This is a genomic window from Paraburkholderia sp. RCC_158, assembly GCF_041355255.1.
Taxonomy (GTDB): domain Bacteria; phylum Pseudomonadota; class Gammaproteobacteria; order Burkholderiales; family Burkholderiaceae; genus Paraburkholderia; species Paraburkholderia graminis.
In genome coordinates, this window is sequence record NZ_JBFUPM010000009.1 from 1 (window position 1) to 16,336 (window position 16,336).

Genomic DNA, 16,336 nt, shown 5'->3' on the forward strand with positions numbered 1-16,336 from the left:
AACTCTTCAGTTCAAACCTGTTACTGTTTTCGGGCTCTTTCGAACCCGGTCGCTCACTCAACGTACTGACGAAGTGTTCAACCATCTCTCGATGGCCAAACCTTCCTTTCATTACTGTGTGAGACTTGATACTTTCGCTTCTCGCCCGGCTCCGGAGAAAACCCCGCAACCCGGCGCGCGTCGCGCATCAAGCGCCCACACTTATCGGCTGTTAGTTTTTAAAGATCGGTTCGCACACTTCACAGCGCCCACTCAACCACCCGGCACTGCTTCGTTCTGCGTCGCTGCATCAGCAGCAGAGAAGCGAGATTATGAAGACTCTCTTTCGGTTCGTCAACCCCATTTTTTCGCTTTCGCTTAAAACTTTGTTGACGTCACCGCCGCTCCTTCCCGTCGCGGCCCTCGTTCGCAAACGAGGAACGAAATCATAGGCGGCCCAGAGCCTTATTTCAAGGGTTTGGCGAGAACTTTATCGTCAGTCACTCATTTGCGCGCCGAATTCACGGCTCCGTCGACGGAAACCGCTTCCGCCATGGCCGCGTAGCCGGCATCGCTTGGGTGAATGTGGTCGCCGCTATCGTACTTGCGCTGCAGACGTCCCGGCTCGGCCGGATCGCGCAGCGCGGCGTCGAAATCGACTACGCCGTCGAAAGCATGGCTGGAACGGATCCACTCGTTGACGGCCAGCCGGATATTTTCGCGCGACGCCGGAAGCGCTGCGGGCGTCAGCGTCCCGCCGAACACCTTAACTCCCGCCCGTCGCGCGGCCGCGATCACCCGCTGATAGCCCGCGATCAGGTCGGCCGCCGTCACCGACGCGTGCGGGAAATCGCAGTCGAGCCCGCTGCGCGCCGGCATCGCCGCGAAATTAATGTCGTTGATGCCGATCAGCAGAATCACCGCCTTGACGCCGGGCCGCTCCAGCGCATCGCGCCCAAATCGCGTGAGGAGCGCGTCACCATAGCACGGAGAATCGTTAAGCAGCCGGTTGCCGCTGATACCGAGATTGATCACGGCCGTCGAGCGGTTCCCCGAGCCGGCCAATCGGCGGGCGAACGCGTCCGGCCATCGACGGTTCTGGTTCAGGCTGGAGCGCATGCCGTCCGTGATCGAATCGCCGATCGCCGCAATTGCCGTCGATCCCGGCGCGGCGTCGACGGACAGCCCCGTCACCCACAAGTATTGAGTGAAGCGCCCGCGAAACGCTTCTGCCGTCGCGTCCGCCGCGTGGTTGCCGGGGCTGGAAACATAATTAAGCTGGCTGGAAACCCGGTGCCACGCGACCACTCGCTGGTCCGGCGCCATAAACGCGCTAATGGCATACGGCGCGCCTTCCGCGACGTCCATCGCGATTGGGTCGCTGTCCAGTTCGCGGCCGGGCGCAACGCTCACACTCGGCTTCCCGCCGAAGGTCACACGCGCGCCGCCGCCAGCCGACGCGGCAGCGCCGCCCGCCGACCGCGCGATGCGCAGGTCCTCCATCACTAGCGGCGTCTTGCCGTATTCATTGCTGAGGTGAATCCGCACAGATTTTCCCGACAGCGTCGGGTAGACAATCTGACGGACGGTGCGCCCCGCCACTTCAGGCGCGCGATACAGCGGCGGCAAGTCAGCGCGTTGCGGGATGGGCTGCAGCGCGGTTGCCCACGCCGTGACCCAATGCGCCGAGGCGTCCGTGCCAGCGGCGGCGACAGAGGAGGAAACGGCAAGCTGGCAAAGCAGCGCGGCGCCGCATGCCGCGGCCAGAGAGCGAATGGTCATTCGTGTACTTGGTTTCAAGCGAAACGGCCATTGTGCACGATCCGCGTCGGCCGACGCGGGCCGGCCCGCGCGGCACGCGCACAGGCATACGCAAACGCACAAAGCCCGCAACGCACAGCCAGCACCCTCACCCGGCCACTTGCAGCTCACCCGTCATCTTCAAAGCCAGCGCTTCAGCCACTTCAATCCCGTCGATCGCCGCCGAATAGATCCCGCCGGCATAACCCGCGCCCTCTCCCGCCGGATACAAGCCTTCGACGTTCACGCTCTGATAGTCGTCGCGCCGGCGCACCCGGATCGGCGACGACGTCCGCGTCTCGACGCCCGTCAGCACCGCGTCATGCATCGCGAAGCCCGCGATCTTCTTGTCCATCTGCGGAAGCGCTTCGCGAATCGCCTCGATCACGTAGTCGGGCAGCGCCGTGCTGAGATCCGTGGGATGCACGCCCGGCTTATAAGACGGCACGACCGAACCAAGCGACGTCGACGGCCGTCCGGCAATGAAGTCGCCGACCAGTTGGCCCGGCGCCATATAGTTGCCGCCGCCCAGTTCGAACGCCCGCTCTTCCCATTTCCGTTGGAATGCGATGCCGGCAAGCGGCCCGCCCGGATAATCGTCGGGCGTGATGCCCACGACGATTCCCGCGTTCGCATTGCGCTCGGCCCGCGAATACTGGCTCATGCCGTTGGTCACCACGCGCCCCGGCTCGGACGTCGCGGCGACCACCGTCCCGCCCGGGCACATGCAGAAGCTGTACACCGCGCGCCCGTTGCTGCAGTGATGCACCACCTTATAGTCGGCAGCGCCCAGTTGCTTGTGGCCGGCAAACTTGCCGAACCGGCTACGGTCGATCAAGCCCTGCGGATGCTCGATCCGAAACCCCAGCGAGAACGGCTTGGCTTCGATATAAACGCCGCGGTCGTGCAACATCTGAAAGGTATCGCGCGCGCTGTGGCCGACGGCGAGCACCACATGGTCGCAGCGCAGCGTTTCGCCCGTCGACAGCGTCAGCCCGCGCACTTTTCCGTTATCGATGTCGATATCGTCCACGCGCGTTTCGAAACGCACTTCGCCGCCCAGTTCGTGGATGGTCGCGCGCATCTTCTCGACCATGCTCACGAGGCGAAACGTGCCGATATGCGGCCGGCTCAGATACAGAATGTCCTCCGGCGCGCCGGCCCGCACGAATTCGTCCAGCACCTTGCGGCCATAGTGCTTCGGGTCCTTGATCTGGCTATACAGCTTGCCGTCCGAAAACGTGCCCGCGCCGCCCTCGCCGAACTGCACGTTCGATTCCGGGTTCAGCACTGACTTGCGCCACAGGCCGAAGGTGTCCTTGGTGCGCTCGCGCACCGCCTTGCCGCGCTCGAGGATGATCGGACGGAAGCCCATTTGCGCGAGGATCAGCCCGGCGAACAGCCCGCATGGTCCCATGCCGATCACCACCGGACGCGGCCCGCTGAACTGCGCCGGCGCCCTGGCGACGAACCGGTACGTCATGTCGGGCGTCACGGCGCAATGCGGCACGTCGGCGATCCGCTTGAGCGCGGCTGCTTCGTCCGTGACCTCGACGTCGACGATGTAGGTCAGCTTGATGTCGGCGCGCTTGCGCGCATCGTGGGCGCGCCGGAACACGGTGTATCGGACGAGCCCGTCATGAGGCACGCCGAGTTCCGCGAGACGCGCGCGGACGGCGGCCTCGAGAGCGCTCTCGGGATGATCGAGCGGGAGTTTGATTTCGCTTAGACGTAGCATGAAGTACCGGGGATGCAGGAGGGCCGCAATCGCGGCCAATTCGCAATTTTATAGGCTAAGCGCCGGTGCGGGGTTTCCGCGCAAAGTAAAACAGGTCGCGAAGCCCGCGCCGGCTGCTGTCGGAGCGAGCGCCGTCTGTCTCAAAAAAATTTATTAACCGACCGGTCGGTTGGCTTATACTGTGCAAACTAGATAACTCCCCCAGAAAGAGCGTCCCCATGTACACGCAATCCCTGGATATTCCCGGCAACGTGGCCCCGCTGCAATCCGGCGCGACGTCGCCGGAGCAGGCGCAATTCGACGCCGTCATGGCCGCGGACGGCAAGATAGAACCGCAAGACTGGATGCCCGACGCGTATCGCAAGACGCTCGTGCGCCAGATTTCGCAGCACGCGCATTCGGAGATCGTCGGCATGCTGCCGGAAGGCAACTGGATCACGCGCGCGCCGAGCCTCAAGCGCAAGGCGATTCTGCTCGCCAAGGTGCAGGACGAAGCCGGCCACGGTCTCTATCTATATAGCGCGGCCGAAACGCTCGGCGTCTCGCGCGATCAGCTCGTCGCGGCGCTGCATTCCGGCAAGGCCAAATATTCGAGCATCTTCAATTACCCGACGCCCACCTGGGCGGATGTCGGCGTGATCGGCTGGCTGGTCGACGGCGCGGCGATCATGAACCAGATTCCGCTGTGCCGTTGCACTTACGGCCCGTACGCCCGCGCGATGATCCGCATCTGCAAGGAAGAGTCGTTCCACCAGCGCCAGGGCTTCGACGCGCTGATGTCGATGATGTCCGGCACCGACGCGCAGCGCGAACTCGTCCAGCAGGCGGTGAACCGCTGGTGGTGGCCGGTGCTGATGATGTTCGGTCCGAGCGACAAGGATTCCATCCACAGCAATCAGTCGTCGAAATGGGGCATCAAGCGTATTTCCAACGACGACCTGCGCCAGAAATTCGTCGACGCCACCGTCGAGCAGGCCAAAGTGCTCGGCGTGACGCTGCCCGACCCCGACCTCAAATGGAATGAAGCGCGCGGCCACTACGACTACGGCGACATCGACTGGGAAGAATTCTGGCGCGTCGTGAACGGCGACGGCCCATGCAATCGCGAGCGCCTTGGCACCCGCGTCAAGGCGCATAACGAGGGCGCCTGGGTTCGCGAAGCCGCCATCGCCCACGCCGAGAAACAACGCCAACGCGCCCAACAGCACGCCGCCTGAACAACGCGGCTCGCCAGGCAAGGAATCAGGAGATCAGCATGAACAAGGAATGGCCAATTTGGGAAGTCTTCGTGCGCAGCAAGCAGGGACTCGACCATAAACACTGCGGCAGCCTGCACGCCGCCGACGCGCAAATGGCGCTGCGCATGGCGCGGGACGTCTACACGCGCCGCCAGGAAGGCGTGAGTATCTGGGTGGTGCCGTCGTCGGCGATTACGGCGTCCGCGCCGCAAGACAGGGCGGAACTGTTCGAACCGGCGGCCGACAAGATCTACCGCCACCCGACGTTCTACACGCTTCCCGACGAAGTCAACCACATGTAAGCGCGGCCATGAACATCACGCTAGAACATCTGCAATACGTGCTGCGCCTCGCCGATACCGCGCTGATTCTCGGTCAGCGCAATGCCGAGTGGTGCGGCCACGGCCCGATTCTCGAAGAAGACATCGCGCTGTCGAACATGAGCCTCGATCTGATCGGCCAGGCGCGTCTGCTGTACACGCACGCGGCGTCGCTCGAACAGCAACTCACCGGCAAGACCCGCACCGAAGACGACTACGCGTACTTCCGCGCCGAGCGCGAGTTCGCCAACTACACGCTGGTGGAATTGCCGCACTACGGCCCGCTCTCCGCGACGGCGCAAGCCGAGAAGGACTACGCGGTCACCATTGTGCGCAACTTCCTTTATTCGACGCTGATGGCGCATGTCTGGACCGCGCTCACGCAATCGACGGACACGCAACTGGCCGCGATCGCGTCGAAGTCGATCAAGGAAACGAGCTACCACGTGCATCACGCGAGCGAATGGCTGATCCGTTTCGGCGACGGCACGGAGGATTCGCACCGCCGCTCGCAGGCCGCGCTCGATTACCTGATGCCGTACACGCGCGAGTTCTTCAGCACCGACGCCGTGGAAGAAGCGATCGCCGCAGCCGGCATCGGCCCGCTCAGCGCCGATCTGGAAGCCGCCTGGCTCGACGACGTGCGCGCCACGCTCGAGCAGGCCACGCTTACGCTTCCCGAACCGGTCAAGCACGTCACGACCGGCAAGCACGGCGAGCATTCCGAGCACATGGGCTTCATGCTGGCCGAAATGCAAAGCCTCGCGCGGCAGCATCCCGGCGCGACCTGGTGATCGCGGTAACACGGCAAATCACGGCAAATCAGACGATGACGACCTCGACCGCGCCCACCGCCGCCCTTCACGACGCCCATGACGACGCCACGCTCGAACGCGCGTGGGCGGTGCTCGAAGCCGTGCCCGATCCCGAGATTCCGGTGGTATCGATCCGCGAGCTCGGCATTCTGCGCGACGTGCGGCGCACGGACGACGGCACGCTCGAGGTGGTGATCACGCCGACCTATTCCGGTTGCCCGGCCATGTCGCAGATCGCCGAAGACGTCGCGCATGCACTCGACGTCGCGGGACTCACGCCTTATCGCATCGCCACCGTGCTCGCGCCCGCGTGGACCACCGACTGGATGACCGTCGAAGCCCGCGACAAGCTGCGCGCCTATGGCATCGCGCCGCCCACGGGCAATTGCGGATCGCCGGCCGATTCCGGCTTGGGGCCGCGCGAAAAAGTGATGCGCTTCGTGCCGCGCGCGCTGCCCGCGCCTTTGTGCCCGCGCTGCGGCTCGGTGCACACCGAGCGTCTCGCGCAATTCGGCTCGACCGCCTGCAAAGCCTTGTACCGCTGCCTCGACTGCCGCGAACCCTTCGACTATTTCAAACCATACTGATATGGCTACCCCGCAATTTCATCCGCTGCGTATCCGCGAAGTGCGGCCTGAAACCGCCGACGCGGTCTCGGTTGCCTTCGAAGTCCCCGCCGAACTGCGCGAGCTTTACCGCTTCACGCAAGGCCAGTTCGTCACGCTCAAAACGCACATCGACGGAGAGGAAACGCGCCGTTCGTACTCGATCTGCGTGGGCGTCACCGACTACGACCGCGACGGCGAACTGCGCATCGGCATCAAGCGCGTGCGCGGCGGGCGCTTCTCCAATTTCGCCTTCGACACGCTGCAGCCGGGCCACACGATCGACGTGATGACACCGGACGGCCGCTTCTTCACGCATCTGAACGTGGACCACGGCCAGCAGTACGTCGCGTTTGCAGGCGGCTCGGGCATCACGCCGGTGCTCGCCATCATCAAGACGACGCTCGAGGTCGAACCGCGCAGCACCTTTGTGCTGATTTACGGCAACCGCAGCGTCGATCAGATCATGTTCGCCGAAGAACTCGAGGATCTGAAGAACCGCTTCATGAACCGCTTCGTGCTGTACCACGTGCTGTCCGACGATTTGCAGGACGTCGAACTGTTCAACGGCGTGCTCGACCAGAAGAAATGCGCGGCGTTTCTGGAAAGCCTGGTGCCGGCCGATTCCATCGACGAAGCCTTTATCTGCGGCCCCGCGCCGATGATGGACGCCGCCGAAGCCGCGCTCAAAGCCGCCGGCGTGCCGTCGGAAAAGGTGCACGTAGAACGCTTTGGCTCGCCGCTGCCGCAAGCGGGCGTGCCGCCCGTCGAAATCACCGACGACACGCCCGCAGCCGAGCTCGAAATCGTGCTCGACGGAAAGCGCCGCAAGCTGCGCCTGCCGTATCAGGGCGTGAGCGTGCTCGACGTCGGTCTGCGCGCCGGGCTCGCGCTGCCGTATGCGTGCAAAGGCGGCGTGTGCTGCACCTGCCGCGCGAAAGTCGTGGAAGGCGAAGTGAAGATGGAAAAGAACTACACGCTCGAAGAGCATGAAATCCGCGACGGCTTCGTGCTGACCTGTCAATGCCATCCGATCAGCGATCGCGTGGTGGTGAGCTACGACGAACGTTGAGCGCGCTTACGCGTTCGGCGCGTTCGGCGCCCTCTGTGCTTTGAGCCATTCCGCGATCCGCTTACACTAGGGGCCGCTCGCAGCCGGACCGTTCCGGTCCGCGAGGCGAGCGGCCCTTTGTCTAATCGCGTACAAAAACCAGCCACGGCCGATGAGCACCATCCACCTCACTAACGGCGACGTCGCCGCGGAATCATTGCGCACGGCGTTGCGCGAAACGGGCCGCGACGACCGCGTGCAGGCACTGCGCGACGATCTGGCGGTCGGTCCGTTGCGAGGAATCGACGACGACCCGCAAGTGCGCGCCACCTTCTGGGACCGCGTGAGCGCTGACACGAAGCGCGATTTCGTCCGCGAGTTTCGCGAACAGGCCGCAGCGCTCGAAGCGATTGCACGCGGCGAAGCGAATCTCGTGGTCTGGCATGGCGAAAGCGCATCCGATCAATTGATGCTGCGCCGGGTCTGCTACTACCTGCGCAATAATCCGCAACGCCTGAACGAAGTGCGTCTGTCGATCCGCGATCTCACCGACACCGGCGCATGGGCGTACAGCCGCAAAGACCGCGCAACGTCCGTCGGCATGTTCGCGCCGTCCGTGCTGCACGCGCGTTTGCCCGACGCGGCGCCCATCTCGGTGCTGCGCATCAGCCGGCTCGCGCTCGAATGGCAGGAAGCGAAGCACGCAAACGGCGAGACGCGGCGCTGGCGCGACAACACCTTCACGAGCGGCAGCTTCGCCGATCTGGACACGCTGATACTCGAGCACGCGACGGCGGACTGGCAACCGGCGTCGCGAGTGGCCGCGGAAGTTATGACCGCGGAGCTCGGGTTTCTCGTCAGCGACAGCATCGTGCTGTGGCGCTTCCGCGAACTGGCCGCCACGCGCCGGATCAAGCTGCGCGGCGACACCGGCGCATGGCGCACGCTCGAGCTGTGCGCGGCGCTCGCCCCCTGTCCACAGGAATAAAACAGACGACCATGGCCCGCACCCGAGCCCCCGACCACGAAAGCCAGCGCGAACAGATTCTCGAACTGGCCGCGGCCAAATTCGCACAGACGAGCTATCCCAGCACGTCGATGTCAGACCTTGCCGCTGCGAGCGGCACGTCGAAAGCGCGCCTCTATCACTATTACGAGAGCAAGGAAGCGATCCTTTTCGATCTGCTGGACCGCTACACCAAACGGCTGATGCTGATCATCGCCGAGGTGGAGGGCGCAAGTCAGCGCCGCGGCCTCACCGAGCGCGAGACCTTCGCCGAGCTGATCCGCGCGTTCCTCTCGGAATACGAGACGTCGCACAGCCGCCACGTCGCACTGCTGAACGACGTGAAGTATCTCGTCGACGCGCAGCGCGAGGTGATTCTCAACCGTCAGCGCGACGTCGTCGCTGCGTTTGCGCGGCAACTGGCGCGCGCTTACCCCGAGCGCGCCACGCGTGAAAACCAGACCGCGCTCACGATGATGGTATTCGGCATGATCAACTGGACCTTCACCTGGCTCAAGCCCGGCGGACGCATGGGCTATCGCGAATTCGCGGAACAGGTGGTGAGCATGGTGGACCACGGGCTGGGCTGCGCGCCGGCTTGATGGCGGGATGGCGCAGCACAGCAATATGCGGCATCGGTAAACAAGCGCGTCGCATATGCGCGACATCGTGCCACGCACGCTCGTTCTTTTATTAATTATCTTTTGGAATCAACTGGTTAACCGTAAAACGCCCCCGCAGTTAGGCAGCACCCTCGAATAAAGATACGGGTTTTCCCTAGTGATCGGTTAGCGTTTCCGTTAGAATCGTTTTTGCGGTGCACCAACGCCGCACGATGACAAGGAGAACCTGACCATGAACATGATTACACCCCGCGCCGCCGAGCCGATCGTCGCGCACGATCGCGCGTCGCTGCCTGCCGGTCGTGCGCCTGCTCTGGTTCGTGAACTCACCGCGGTCGACCGTGAACGTCTGTTGACGCACTTCCTCGCGCTCGACGAAGACGACCGCCTGCTGCGCTTCGGTCAGGTGGTGCCCGACCATGTCATCGAGAACTACGTCCGCGCAATCGATTTCAAGCGCGACACCGTGTTCGGCGTGTTCGACGATCAATTGCAGCTTACGGGCGTCGGTCACCTCGCTTACTTGCCGGCTGAAGGCGACAAGCGCACGGCCGAGTTCGGCGTTTCCGTGCTCGAAAGCGTGCGCGGCCAGGGTATCGGTTCCAGGCTGTTTGAGCGCGCGGCCATCCGCAGCCGCAATACTCATGTCACCACGCTGTACATGCACTGTCTGTCGCGCAACTCGACCATGATGCACATCGCGAAAAAAGCGGGCATGAAGATCGAGTACGCGTACGGCGAAGCAGACGCTTATCTGACGCTGCCGCCGGCCGACCAAACGAGCATCATCACGGAAATGCTGCAGGAACAGGCTGCGGTGTTCGACTATGCGCTCAAGCGCCAGGCACGCCGCACGTCGCGATTGCTCGAGTCCTTCATGCCGACAGCCGCTGCGGCCTGAACATCGGGCAGACGCCGTCATCCAATACAAAGGGCAGCTTCATGGCTGCCCTTTGCGGTTTACCGGCCGTGTGCCGCGCGCCCCAACCCATGCACTTTCATAAGATCGGCAACGCCGTCGTCTCCTTGATCTTTTCCAGCGAGAAGCTCGTTTTGACGTCGATCACCGACGGGTGATGCAGCAGTTGGTCCTGCACGAAGCGCGAAAAGTGCGCCATGTCCTCCACCTGAACGCGTAGCAGATAGTCCATCTCGCCGGTCATTGCGTGACACGCCACCACTTCCGGCCACGTCTGCACGGCCGCGCGAAACAGGTCGGCGTGGGTCGCCTCGCCGCGCGGACTGAGCGCCGAACCGCCGCGCTTTTCCAGCCGCACATTGACGTACGCAAGCAGATCGAGCCCGAGGCGCTGCGCGTCCAGCAGCGCGACGTAGCCGCGAATCACCCCGCTCTCCTCGAGCCGCCGTATGCGCCGCAAACACGGACTCGGTGAAAGATTGATCCGCTCCGCGATCTCCTGATTCGACAACCGGCCATTCTCCTGAAGGATCGCCAGAATACGCCGGTCGATGGCGTCTATCTCTATATGAGTCACTTTCTGCCGCCGTTTTCGTGGATTGAGCTAGAAAATAGCGCTACGCTACGCCAGTGCGATTAAGTTCGCAAGTTTCGAGCGCGATCCCGCCTTTACACTTGCGTCATTCGGTCGCGCTCCGGCATTGCGCGCGCGACTCCGGCGCCACGCGCCCTCGACATGGAGAGAGACAAATGCAGGTTTCAACTTGGGACAATCCGGTCGGTACCGACGGCTTCGAATTCATCGAATACACCGCCCCCGATCCCAAAGCGCTCGGCAAACTGTTCGAGCAGATGGGTTTTACCGCCATCGCCCGTCATCGTCATAAGGACGTGACGCTTTACCGGCAAGGCGAGATCAACTTTATCGTCAATGGCGAGCCGGATTCGTTCGCGCAACGCTTCGCGCGTCTGCACGGTCCGTCGATCTGCGCGATCGCGTTCCGCGTCCAGGACGCGGGCAAGGCCTACAGGCAAGCCATCGAAAAAGGCGCGTGGGGCTTCGACAACAAAACCGGCCCGATGGAACTGAACATTCCCGCAATCAAGGGCATCGGCGATTCGCTGATCTATTTCGTCGACCGCTGGCGCGGCAAGAACGGCGCGGCGCCGGGCAGCGTCGGCGACATCGACATTTACGACGTGGACTTCGAGCCGATTGCCGGCGCGAATCCGAACCCAGTCGGTCACGGCCTCACCTACATCGACCACCTGACGCACAACGTCCACCGGGGCCGCATGCAGGAATGGGCGGAGTTTTACGAGCGCCTCTTCAATTTCCGCGAAGTGCGCTATTTCGACATCGAAGGCAAGGTGACGGGCGTGAAGTCGAAAGCGATGACGTCGCCGTGCGGCAAGATTCGCATTCCGATCAACGAGGAAGGCTCCGAAACGTCCGGGCAGATTCAGGAATATCTGGACGCGTACCACGGCGAAGGCATCCAGCACATCGCGCTCGGCAGCAACGACATTTACCGTACCGTCGACGGCCTGCGCGCATCGAATATCTCGCTCCTCGATACCATCGACACCTACTACGAACTCGTCGACCGCCGCGTGCCGAATCACGGCGAGCCGCTCGACGAACTGCGCAAGCGCAAGATTCTGATCGACGGCGCGCCGGACGACTTGCTGCTGCAAATCTTCACCGAGAACCAGATCGGCCCGATCTTCTTCGAGATCATTCAGCGCAAGGGCAATCAGGGCTTTGGCGAGGGCAACTTCAAGGCGCTGTTCGAATCGATCGAACTGGATCAGATTCGCCGCGGCGTCGTGCAGGACAAGGCTTGAACGCTAAGCGCCTATTTCCGGCGCAGTAGGTGACAGGCCAATAAAACGACAAGGGCGAGGATCTAACGATCCCCGCCCTTGTCGTTTGCGCCGCCGCTCAACGCTGAGCGACGGCCGGTTTAACCGTCGACACGCCGCATCAGCAGCGCGTCACGAATTCTGGTCTTCCTTCGCGGACGCGCTTTCCCGCGCGATGCGGTTGATGGCGACACGCGCCGGGGCGACCAGCGCCGTGCGGGTAATCACGCTCGACTGCGTGCCCGTACCCGCGTTCGAGCGCACCGGCGCGCTCATGGCGAAAAAGGCGGCCGAAACCATCAGGAAGGTCTGGATATTTCTAGTGTTCATGCGTACTCCTTTTCTAACTGCCCTGTTGTCCTGAAGCGCCGCAACATGCGACGCGTTACACAGACATTGCTCACAGGTGCGGTGTTAGACACGCATCTGCCTCGCGGTTCCATGAGATTGTAGGTTTTACAGCTTGTTACACCGGCAACTCACAGACGTTAGGCGAACTTTGCAACAAACAGCACCAGCATGAACGCCGCATGGCGGCGGCAGCACTGCGAACTTTCTGCCGCGATGCGGCGGGTTTTCACCAGTGCTACCATCACTTAAAACACGTCAATATGGCGACCCCGGCCATACGCATTCACAAGATGCCGCGGCCCAAAAAGTTTTGGCGATCCCAAACTGGGTGGAGGAGTACACATAATGAATGCCCCGCTAGACGCAGGTCAGCGAGCTTCGCTCGAAGCCGCTCTATCTTCCGTCACGCTCGACGACAAATACACTCTGGAACGCGGCCGCGCGTACATGAGCGGCATCCAGGCGCTGGTGCGTCTGCCGATGCTGCAGCAGGAACGCGACCGCGCCGCCGGCCTGAACACGGCCGGCTTCATCTCCGGTTACCGCGGATCGCCGCTCGGCGGACTCGATCAATCCTTGTGGAAGGCGAAACAGCATCTCGCCTCACATCAGGTCGTGTTCCAGCCGGGCGTCAATGAAGACCTCGCGGCGACCGCCGTTTGGGGTTCGCAACAGGTCAATCTGTACCCAAGCGCCAAATACGACGGCGTGTTTTCGATGTGGTACGGCAAGGGCCCCGGCGTCGACCGTTCCGGCGACGTCTTCAAGCACGGCAATTCGGCGGGATCGTCGCGGCATGGCGGTGTGCTCGTGCTCGCCGGCGACGATCACGCGGCCAAATCGTCGACACTCGCGCATCAGTCGGAACACATTTTCAAAGCATGCGGGCTGCCGGTGCTGTTCCCGTCGAACGTGCAGGAATATCTCGACTTCGGCCTGCACGGCTGGGCAATGAGCCGCTACTCCGGCCTGTGGGTGGCAATGAAGTGCGTGACCGACGTGGTCGAATCGTCGGCTTCCGTCGACATCGATCCGCATCGCACGAAGATCGTTCTGCCGGACGACTTCGCGATGCCCGAAGGCGGTCTGAATATTCGCTGGCCCGATCCGCCGCTCGTGCAGGAAGCGCGTCTGCTCGACTACAAGTGGTACGCGGCGCTCGCCTACGTGCGCGCGAACAAGCTGGATCGCGTCGAGATCGACTCGCCGCACGCGCGCTTCGGCATCATGACGGGCGGCAAGGCGTATCTGGATGTGCGTCAGGCGTTGACCGACCTCGGTCTCGACGACGAAACCTGCGCGCGCATCGGCATCCGCCTCTATAAGGTCGGCTGCGTGTGGCCGCTCGAGGCGCAAGGCGCGCAAGCCTTCGCTCGCGGTCTCGACGAGATTCTCGTGGTCGAAGAAAAGCGTCAGATTCTCGAATACGCGATCAAGGAAGAGTTGTACAACTGGCCCGACGCGCAGCGTCCGCGTGTGTTCGGCAAGTTCGACGAGAAAGACGGCGCGGGCGGCGAATGGTCGGTGCCGATGGGCAACTGGCTGCTGCCGGCGCACTACGAACTGTCGCCCGCGATCATCGCGAAGGCCATCGCCGCGCGGCTTGCCAAGTTCGATCTGCCGTCCGACGTGCGCGCCCGCATCGCCGCGCGCATCGCGGTAATCGAAGCAAAGGAAAAGGCGCTCGCGCGCCCGCGCGTCGAAGCGGAACGCAAGCCGTGGTTCTGTTCGGGCTGCCCGCACAACACGTCGACGAATGTGCCGGAAGGCTCGCGCGCGATGGCGGGCATCGGCTGCCATTACATGACCGTGTGGATGGACCGCAGCACGAGCACGTTCAGCCAGATGGGCGGCGAAGGCGTCGCGTGGATCGGCCAGGCGCCGTTCACGAACGACAAGCATGTGTTCGCCAATCTCGGCGACGGCACCTACTTCCACTCGGGGCTGCTCGCGATTCGCGCGGCCATCGCGTCGAAGGCGAACATCACCTACAAGCTGCTCTACAACGACGCAGTCGCGATGACCGGCGGCCAGCCGGTCGACGGCGTGCTGACCGTGCCGCAGATCACGCATCAACTCGCGGCCGAAGGCGCGTCCAAGATCGTGATCGTCACCGACGAGCCCGAAAAATATTCGGCGAACGTGGGTCTTGCGCCCGGCATCGACATTCACCATCGCGACAAGCTCGACGAAGTGCAACGCCAGTTGCGCGAGATTTCCGGCACGACGATTCTGATCTACGACCAGACCTGCGCGACCGAAAAGCGCCGCCGCAGGAAACGCGGCGCGTATCCGGACCCGGCACGCCGCGTCGTGATCAACGAGGCGGTGTGCGAAGGTTGCGGCGACTGCTCGGTCAAGTCGAACTGCCTGTCAGTCGAGCCGCTCGATACTGAATACGGCACCAAGCGCCAGATCAATCAGTCCACCTGCAACAAGGACTTCTCCTGCGTGAACGGCTTCTGCCCGAGCTTCGTGTCCGTCGAAGGCGGTCAGTTGCGCAAGCCGAAAGCGGCATCCGGCATTGTCGGCGACGCTATGCCGCCGGTGCCCGAACCCGCGCTGCCGTCCATCGACCGTCCTTACGGCGTGCTGGTGACAGGTGTCGGCGGCACGGGTGTCGTGACGATCGGCGCGCTGCTCGGCATGGCCGCGCATCTGGAGAACAAGGGCGTGACGGTGCTCGACGTCACCGGCCTCGCGCAGAAAGGCGGCGCCGTGATGAGCCATGTGCAGATCGCGAACAAGCCCGACGACATTCACGCCACGCGCATCGCAATGGGCGAAGCGAGTCTCGTGATCGGCTGCGATGCAATCGTGACGGCGAGCGACGAATGCGTGTCGCGGATGCACGCCGGCCAAACGCGCGTGGTGCTCAATAGCGCGCACACGCCGACCGCCGAACTCATCAAGAATCCGAACTGGCGCTTTCCTGGCAGCAGCACCGAAGCCGACGTACGCGCGGGCGCGGGCGATGAATGCGTCGATACCGTCGACGCCAATCACTTCGCGGTCGCGCTGCTCGGCGACGCAATCTACACGAACCCGTTCGTGCTCGGCTACGCGTGGCAACGTGGATGGGTGCCGCTCACGTATCAGTCGTTGATGCGCGCAATCGAGCTGAACAACGTGCAGGTCGAGAAGAACCGCGCGGCATTCGAATGGGGCCGCCGCGCGGCACACGATCCGGCGACCGTGCGCAAGTTCGCGCAATCGCAGCGCGCGGGTGCCGCAACCGATGCCGAGGCCAACGCCACTAGCAGCAAGATCATTTCGCTGCACACGCCGAAAGCCCTCGACACGTTGATCGACAAGCGCGCTGCCTACCTCACGGCATGGCAAAACAGCGCATACGCCGAGCGTTATCGCGCGCTGGTTTCACAAGTGCGCGCGGCCGAGTCGGCGCTCGATTCGGGCGACGGCCAGTTGCCGCTAACCGAAGCGGTCGCGAAGAATCTGCATAAGCTGATGGCGTACAAGGACGAGTATGAAGTCGCGCGCCTGTACAGCGATCCGGCGTTCATCGAGAAGCTGAAAGCGAGCTTCGAAGGCGACTGGAAGCTGCACATTCACCTCGCGCCGCCGATGTTCTCCAAGAAAGACGCCCAGGGCCATCTGATCAAGAAGAAGTACGGTCCGTGGGTCTTCAGCGCAATGCATGGACTGGCGAAGCTGAAGTTCCTGCGCGGCACGGCATTCGACATTTTCGGCAAGACGGAAGAGCGTCGCACCGAGCGCGCGTTGATCGGCGAGTACGAAACGCTGGTGCGCGAACTGATCGGCGGGCTTAACGCGCAGAACCGCGAGCTGGCAGTCGAACTTGCGAATCTGCCGGACGGCATCCGCGGCTATGGACACATCAAGGAAAACAACCTGAAAGGCGTGCGCGTGAAGTGGAACGATCTGCTCGCGCGCTGGCGCTCGCCGCAAGCGGGCACGACGCAGCACGCGGCTTGACGTTGCCAAAGCGCGCCGTGTTCCGGCCGCTAACGCCAGGATCACGGCGCACATAAAAAACGCCACGG

At 63.1% G+C, this 16,336-nt stretch carries 15 protein-coding genes; 11 read left to right on the forward strand and 4 right to left on the reverse strand.

Annotated elements, in window-relative coordinates; translation table 11 throughout:
• A partial coding sequence (locus tag AB6809_RS18620) for a hypothetical protein (RefSeq protein WP_371026928.1) occupies positions 1 to 361 on the forward strand: 361 nt, incomplete at its 5' end.
• 122 nt (positions 362 to 483) lie between these two features.
• On the opposite strand, the gene AB6809_RS18625 is transcribed toward AB6809_RS18620, so the two are convergent.
• Both AB6809_RS18625 and AB6809_RS18630 read right to left on the reverse strand, forming a co-directional pair.
• The gene (locus tag AB6809_RS18625) at positions 484 to 1,761 is read right to left on the reverse strand and encodes an SGNH/GDSL hydrolase family protein (RefSeq protein WP_371026929.1); all 1,278 of its coding nucleotides are present in this window, start codon (positions 1,759 to 1,761) and stop codon (positions 484 to 486) included.
• Between the two features lie 127 nt (positions 1,762 to 1,888).
• The gene (locus AB6809_RS18630; RefSeq protein ID WP_006053058.1) at positions 1,889 to 3,517 is read right to left on the reverse strand and encodes an NAD(P)/FAD-dependent oxidoreductase; all 1,629 of its coding nucleotides are present in this window, start codon (positions 3,515 to 3,517) and stop codon (positions 1,889 to 1,891) included.
• 218 nt (positions 3,518 to 3,735) lie between these two features.
• Between AB6809_RS18630 and paaA the strand changes: the two genes are divergently transcribed.
• From paaA to AB6809_RS18670, 8 genes are all read left to right on the forward strand, one after another.
• Positions 3,736 to 4,734, forward strand: a complete 999-nt coding sequence (paaA, locus tag AB6809_RS18635; RefSeq protein WP_371026930.1) for a 1,2-phenylacetyl-CoA epoxidase subunit PaaA — start codon at positions 3,736 to 3,738, stop codon at positions 4,732 to 4,734.
• A gap of 38 nt (positions 4,735 to 4,772) precedes the next feature.
• A complete protein-coding gene (paaB, locus tag AB6809_RS18640) occupies positions 4,773 to 5,057 on the forward strand; it encodes a 1,2-phenylacetyl-CoA epoxidase subunit PaaB (RefSeq protein WP_371026931.1) in 285 nt (94 codons plus the stop codon).
• An 8-nt stretch (positions 5,058 to 5,065) separates the two neighbouring features.
• Positions 5,066 to 5,869, forward strand: a complete 804-nt coding sequence (gene paaC, locus AB6809_RS18645; protein WP_371026932.1) for a 1,2-phenylacetyl-CoA epoxidase subunit PaaC — start codon at positions 5,066 to 5,068, stop codon at positions 5,867 to 5,869.
• 35 nt (positions 5,870 to 5,904) lie between these two features.
• Positions 5,905 to 6,477, forward strand: coding sequence for a 1,2-phenylacetyl-CoA epoxidase subunit PaaD (gene paaD, locus AB6809_RS18650; RefSeq protein WP_371026933.1), 573 nt, complete (start codon positions 5,905 to 5,907; stop codon positions 6,475 to 6,477).
• Position 6,478: 1 nt separating this feature from the next.
• Positions 6,479 to 7,567, forward strand: coding sequence for a 1,2-phenylacetyl-CoA epoxidase subunit PaaE (gene paaE, locus AB6809_RS18655; protein ID WP_006053053.1), 1,089 nt, complete (start codon positions 6,479 to 6,481; stop codon positions 7,565 to 7,567).
• A gap of 151 nt (positions 7,568 to 7,718) precedes the next feature.
• Entirely contained in the window at positions 7,719 to 8,534 is an 816-nt protein-coding gene (locus tag AB6809_RS18660) for a DUF1835 domain-containing protein (RefSeq protein WP_053858834.1), read from the forward strand.
• A gap of 11 nt (positions 8,535 to 8,545) precedes the next feature.
• Positions 8,546 to 9,154: a TetR/AcrR family transcriptional regulator gene (locus tag AB6809_RS18665; protein WP_114156531.1), complete on the forward strand. Its 609-nt coding sequence runs from the start codon at positions 8,546 to 8,548 to the stop codon at positions 9,152 to 9,154.
• 253 nt (positions 9,155 to 9,407) lie between these two features.
• Complete coding sequence (locus AB6809_RS18670) at positions 9,408 to 10,076, forward strand: GNAT family N-acetyltransferase (RefSeq protein ID WP_006053050.1); 669 nt, start codon at positions 9,408 to 9,410, stop codon at positions 10,074 to 10,076.
• Between the two features lie 97 nt (positions 10,077 to 10,173).
• Here AB6809_RS18670 and AB6809_RS18675 read toward each other — a convergent pair whose 3' ends face one another.
• Entirely contained in the window at positions 10,174 to 10,671 is a 498-nt protein-coding gene (locus AB6809_RS18675) for an Lrp/AsnC family transcriptional regulator (protein ID WP_029970894.1), read from the reverse strand.
• A gap of 173 nt (positions 10,672 to 10,844) precedes the next feature.
• Here AB6809_RS18675 and hppD point away from each other — a divergent pair, with 173 nt between their 5' ends.
• Positions 10,845 to 11,942: a 4-hydroxyphenylpyruvate dioxygenase gene (hppD, locus tag AB6809_RS18680; protein ID WP_006053048.1), complete on the forward strand. Its 1,098-nt coding sequence runs from the start codon at positions 10,845 to 10,847 to the stop codon at positions 11,940 to 11,942.
• Between the two features lie 150 nt (positions 11,943 to 12,092).
• On the opposite strand, the gene AB6809_RS18685 is transcribed toward hppD, so the two are convergent.
• Positions 12,093 to 12,290, reverse strand: a complete 198-nt coding sequence (locus AB6809_RS18685) for a hypothetical protein (RefSeq protein WP_371026934.1) — start codon at positions 12,288 to 12,290, stop codon at positions 12,093 to 12,095.
• 366 nt (positions 12,291 to 12,656) lie between these two features.
• On the opposite strand from AB6809_RS18685, the gene AB6809_RS18690 reads away from it, so the two are divergent.
• A complete protein-coding gene (locus tag AB6809_RS18690; protein ID WP_006053046.1) occupies positions 12,657 to 16,268 on the forward strand; it encodes an indolepyruvate ferredoxin oxidoreductase family protein in 3,612 nt (1,203 codons plus the stop codon).
• The last annotated feature ends 68 nt before the right edge of the window (positions 16,269 to 16,336 follow it).

Coding starts and splice junctions, on each gene's coding strand:
- AB6809_RS18625 (WP_371026929.1), bottom strand. CDS start 1,761: ATGACCATTCGCTCTCTGGCCGCGGCATGCGGCGCCGCGCTGCTTTGC.
- AB6809_RS18630 (WP_006053058.1), bottom strand. CDS start 3,517: ATGCTACGTCTAAGCGAAATCAAACTCCCGCTCGATCATCCCGAGAGC.
- paaA (WP_371026930.1), top strand. CDS start 3,736: ATGTACACGCAATCCCTGGATATTCCCGGCAACGTGGCCCCGCTGCAA.
- paaB (WP_371026931.1), top strand. CDS start 4,773: ATGAACAAGGAATGGCCAATTTGGGAAGTCTTCGTGCGCAGCAAGCAG.
- paaC (WP_371026932.1), top strand. CDS start 5,066: ATGAACATCACGCTAGAACATCTGCAATACGTGCTGCGCCTCGCCGAT.
- paaD (WP_371026933.1), top strand. CDS start 5,905: ATGACGACCTCGACCGCGCCCACCGCCGCCCTTCACGACGCCCATGAC.
- paaE (WP_006053053.1), top strand. CDS start 6,479: ATGGCTACCCCGCAATTTCATCCGCTGCGTATCCGCGAAGTGCGGCCT.
- AB6809_RS18660 (WP_053858834.1), top strand. CDS start 7,719: ATGAGCACCATCCACCTCACTAACGGCGACGTCGCCGCGGAATCATTG.
- AB6809_RS18665 (WP_114156531.1), top strand. CDS start 8,546: ATGGCCCGCACCCGAGCCCCCGACCACGAAAGCCAGCGCGAACAGATT.
- AB6809_RS18670 (WP_006053050.1), top strand. CDS start 9,408: ATGAACATGATTACACCCCGCGCCGCCGAGCCGATCGTCGCGCACGAT.
- hppD (WP_006053048.1), top strand. CDS start 10,845: ATGCAGGTTTCAACTTGGGACAATCCGGTCGGTACCGACGGCTTCGAA.
- AB6809_RS18685 (WP_371026934.1), bottom strand. CDS start 12,290: ATGAACACTAGAAATATCCAGACCTTCCTGATGGTTTCGGCCGCCTTT.
- AB6809_RS18690 (WP_006053046.1), top strand. CDS start 12,657: ATGAATGCCCCGCTAGACGCAGGTCAGCGAGCTTCGCTCGAAGCCGCT.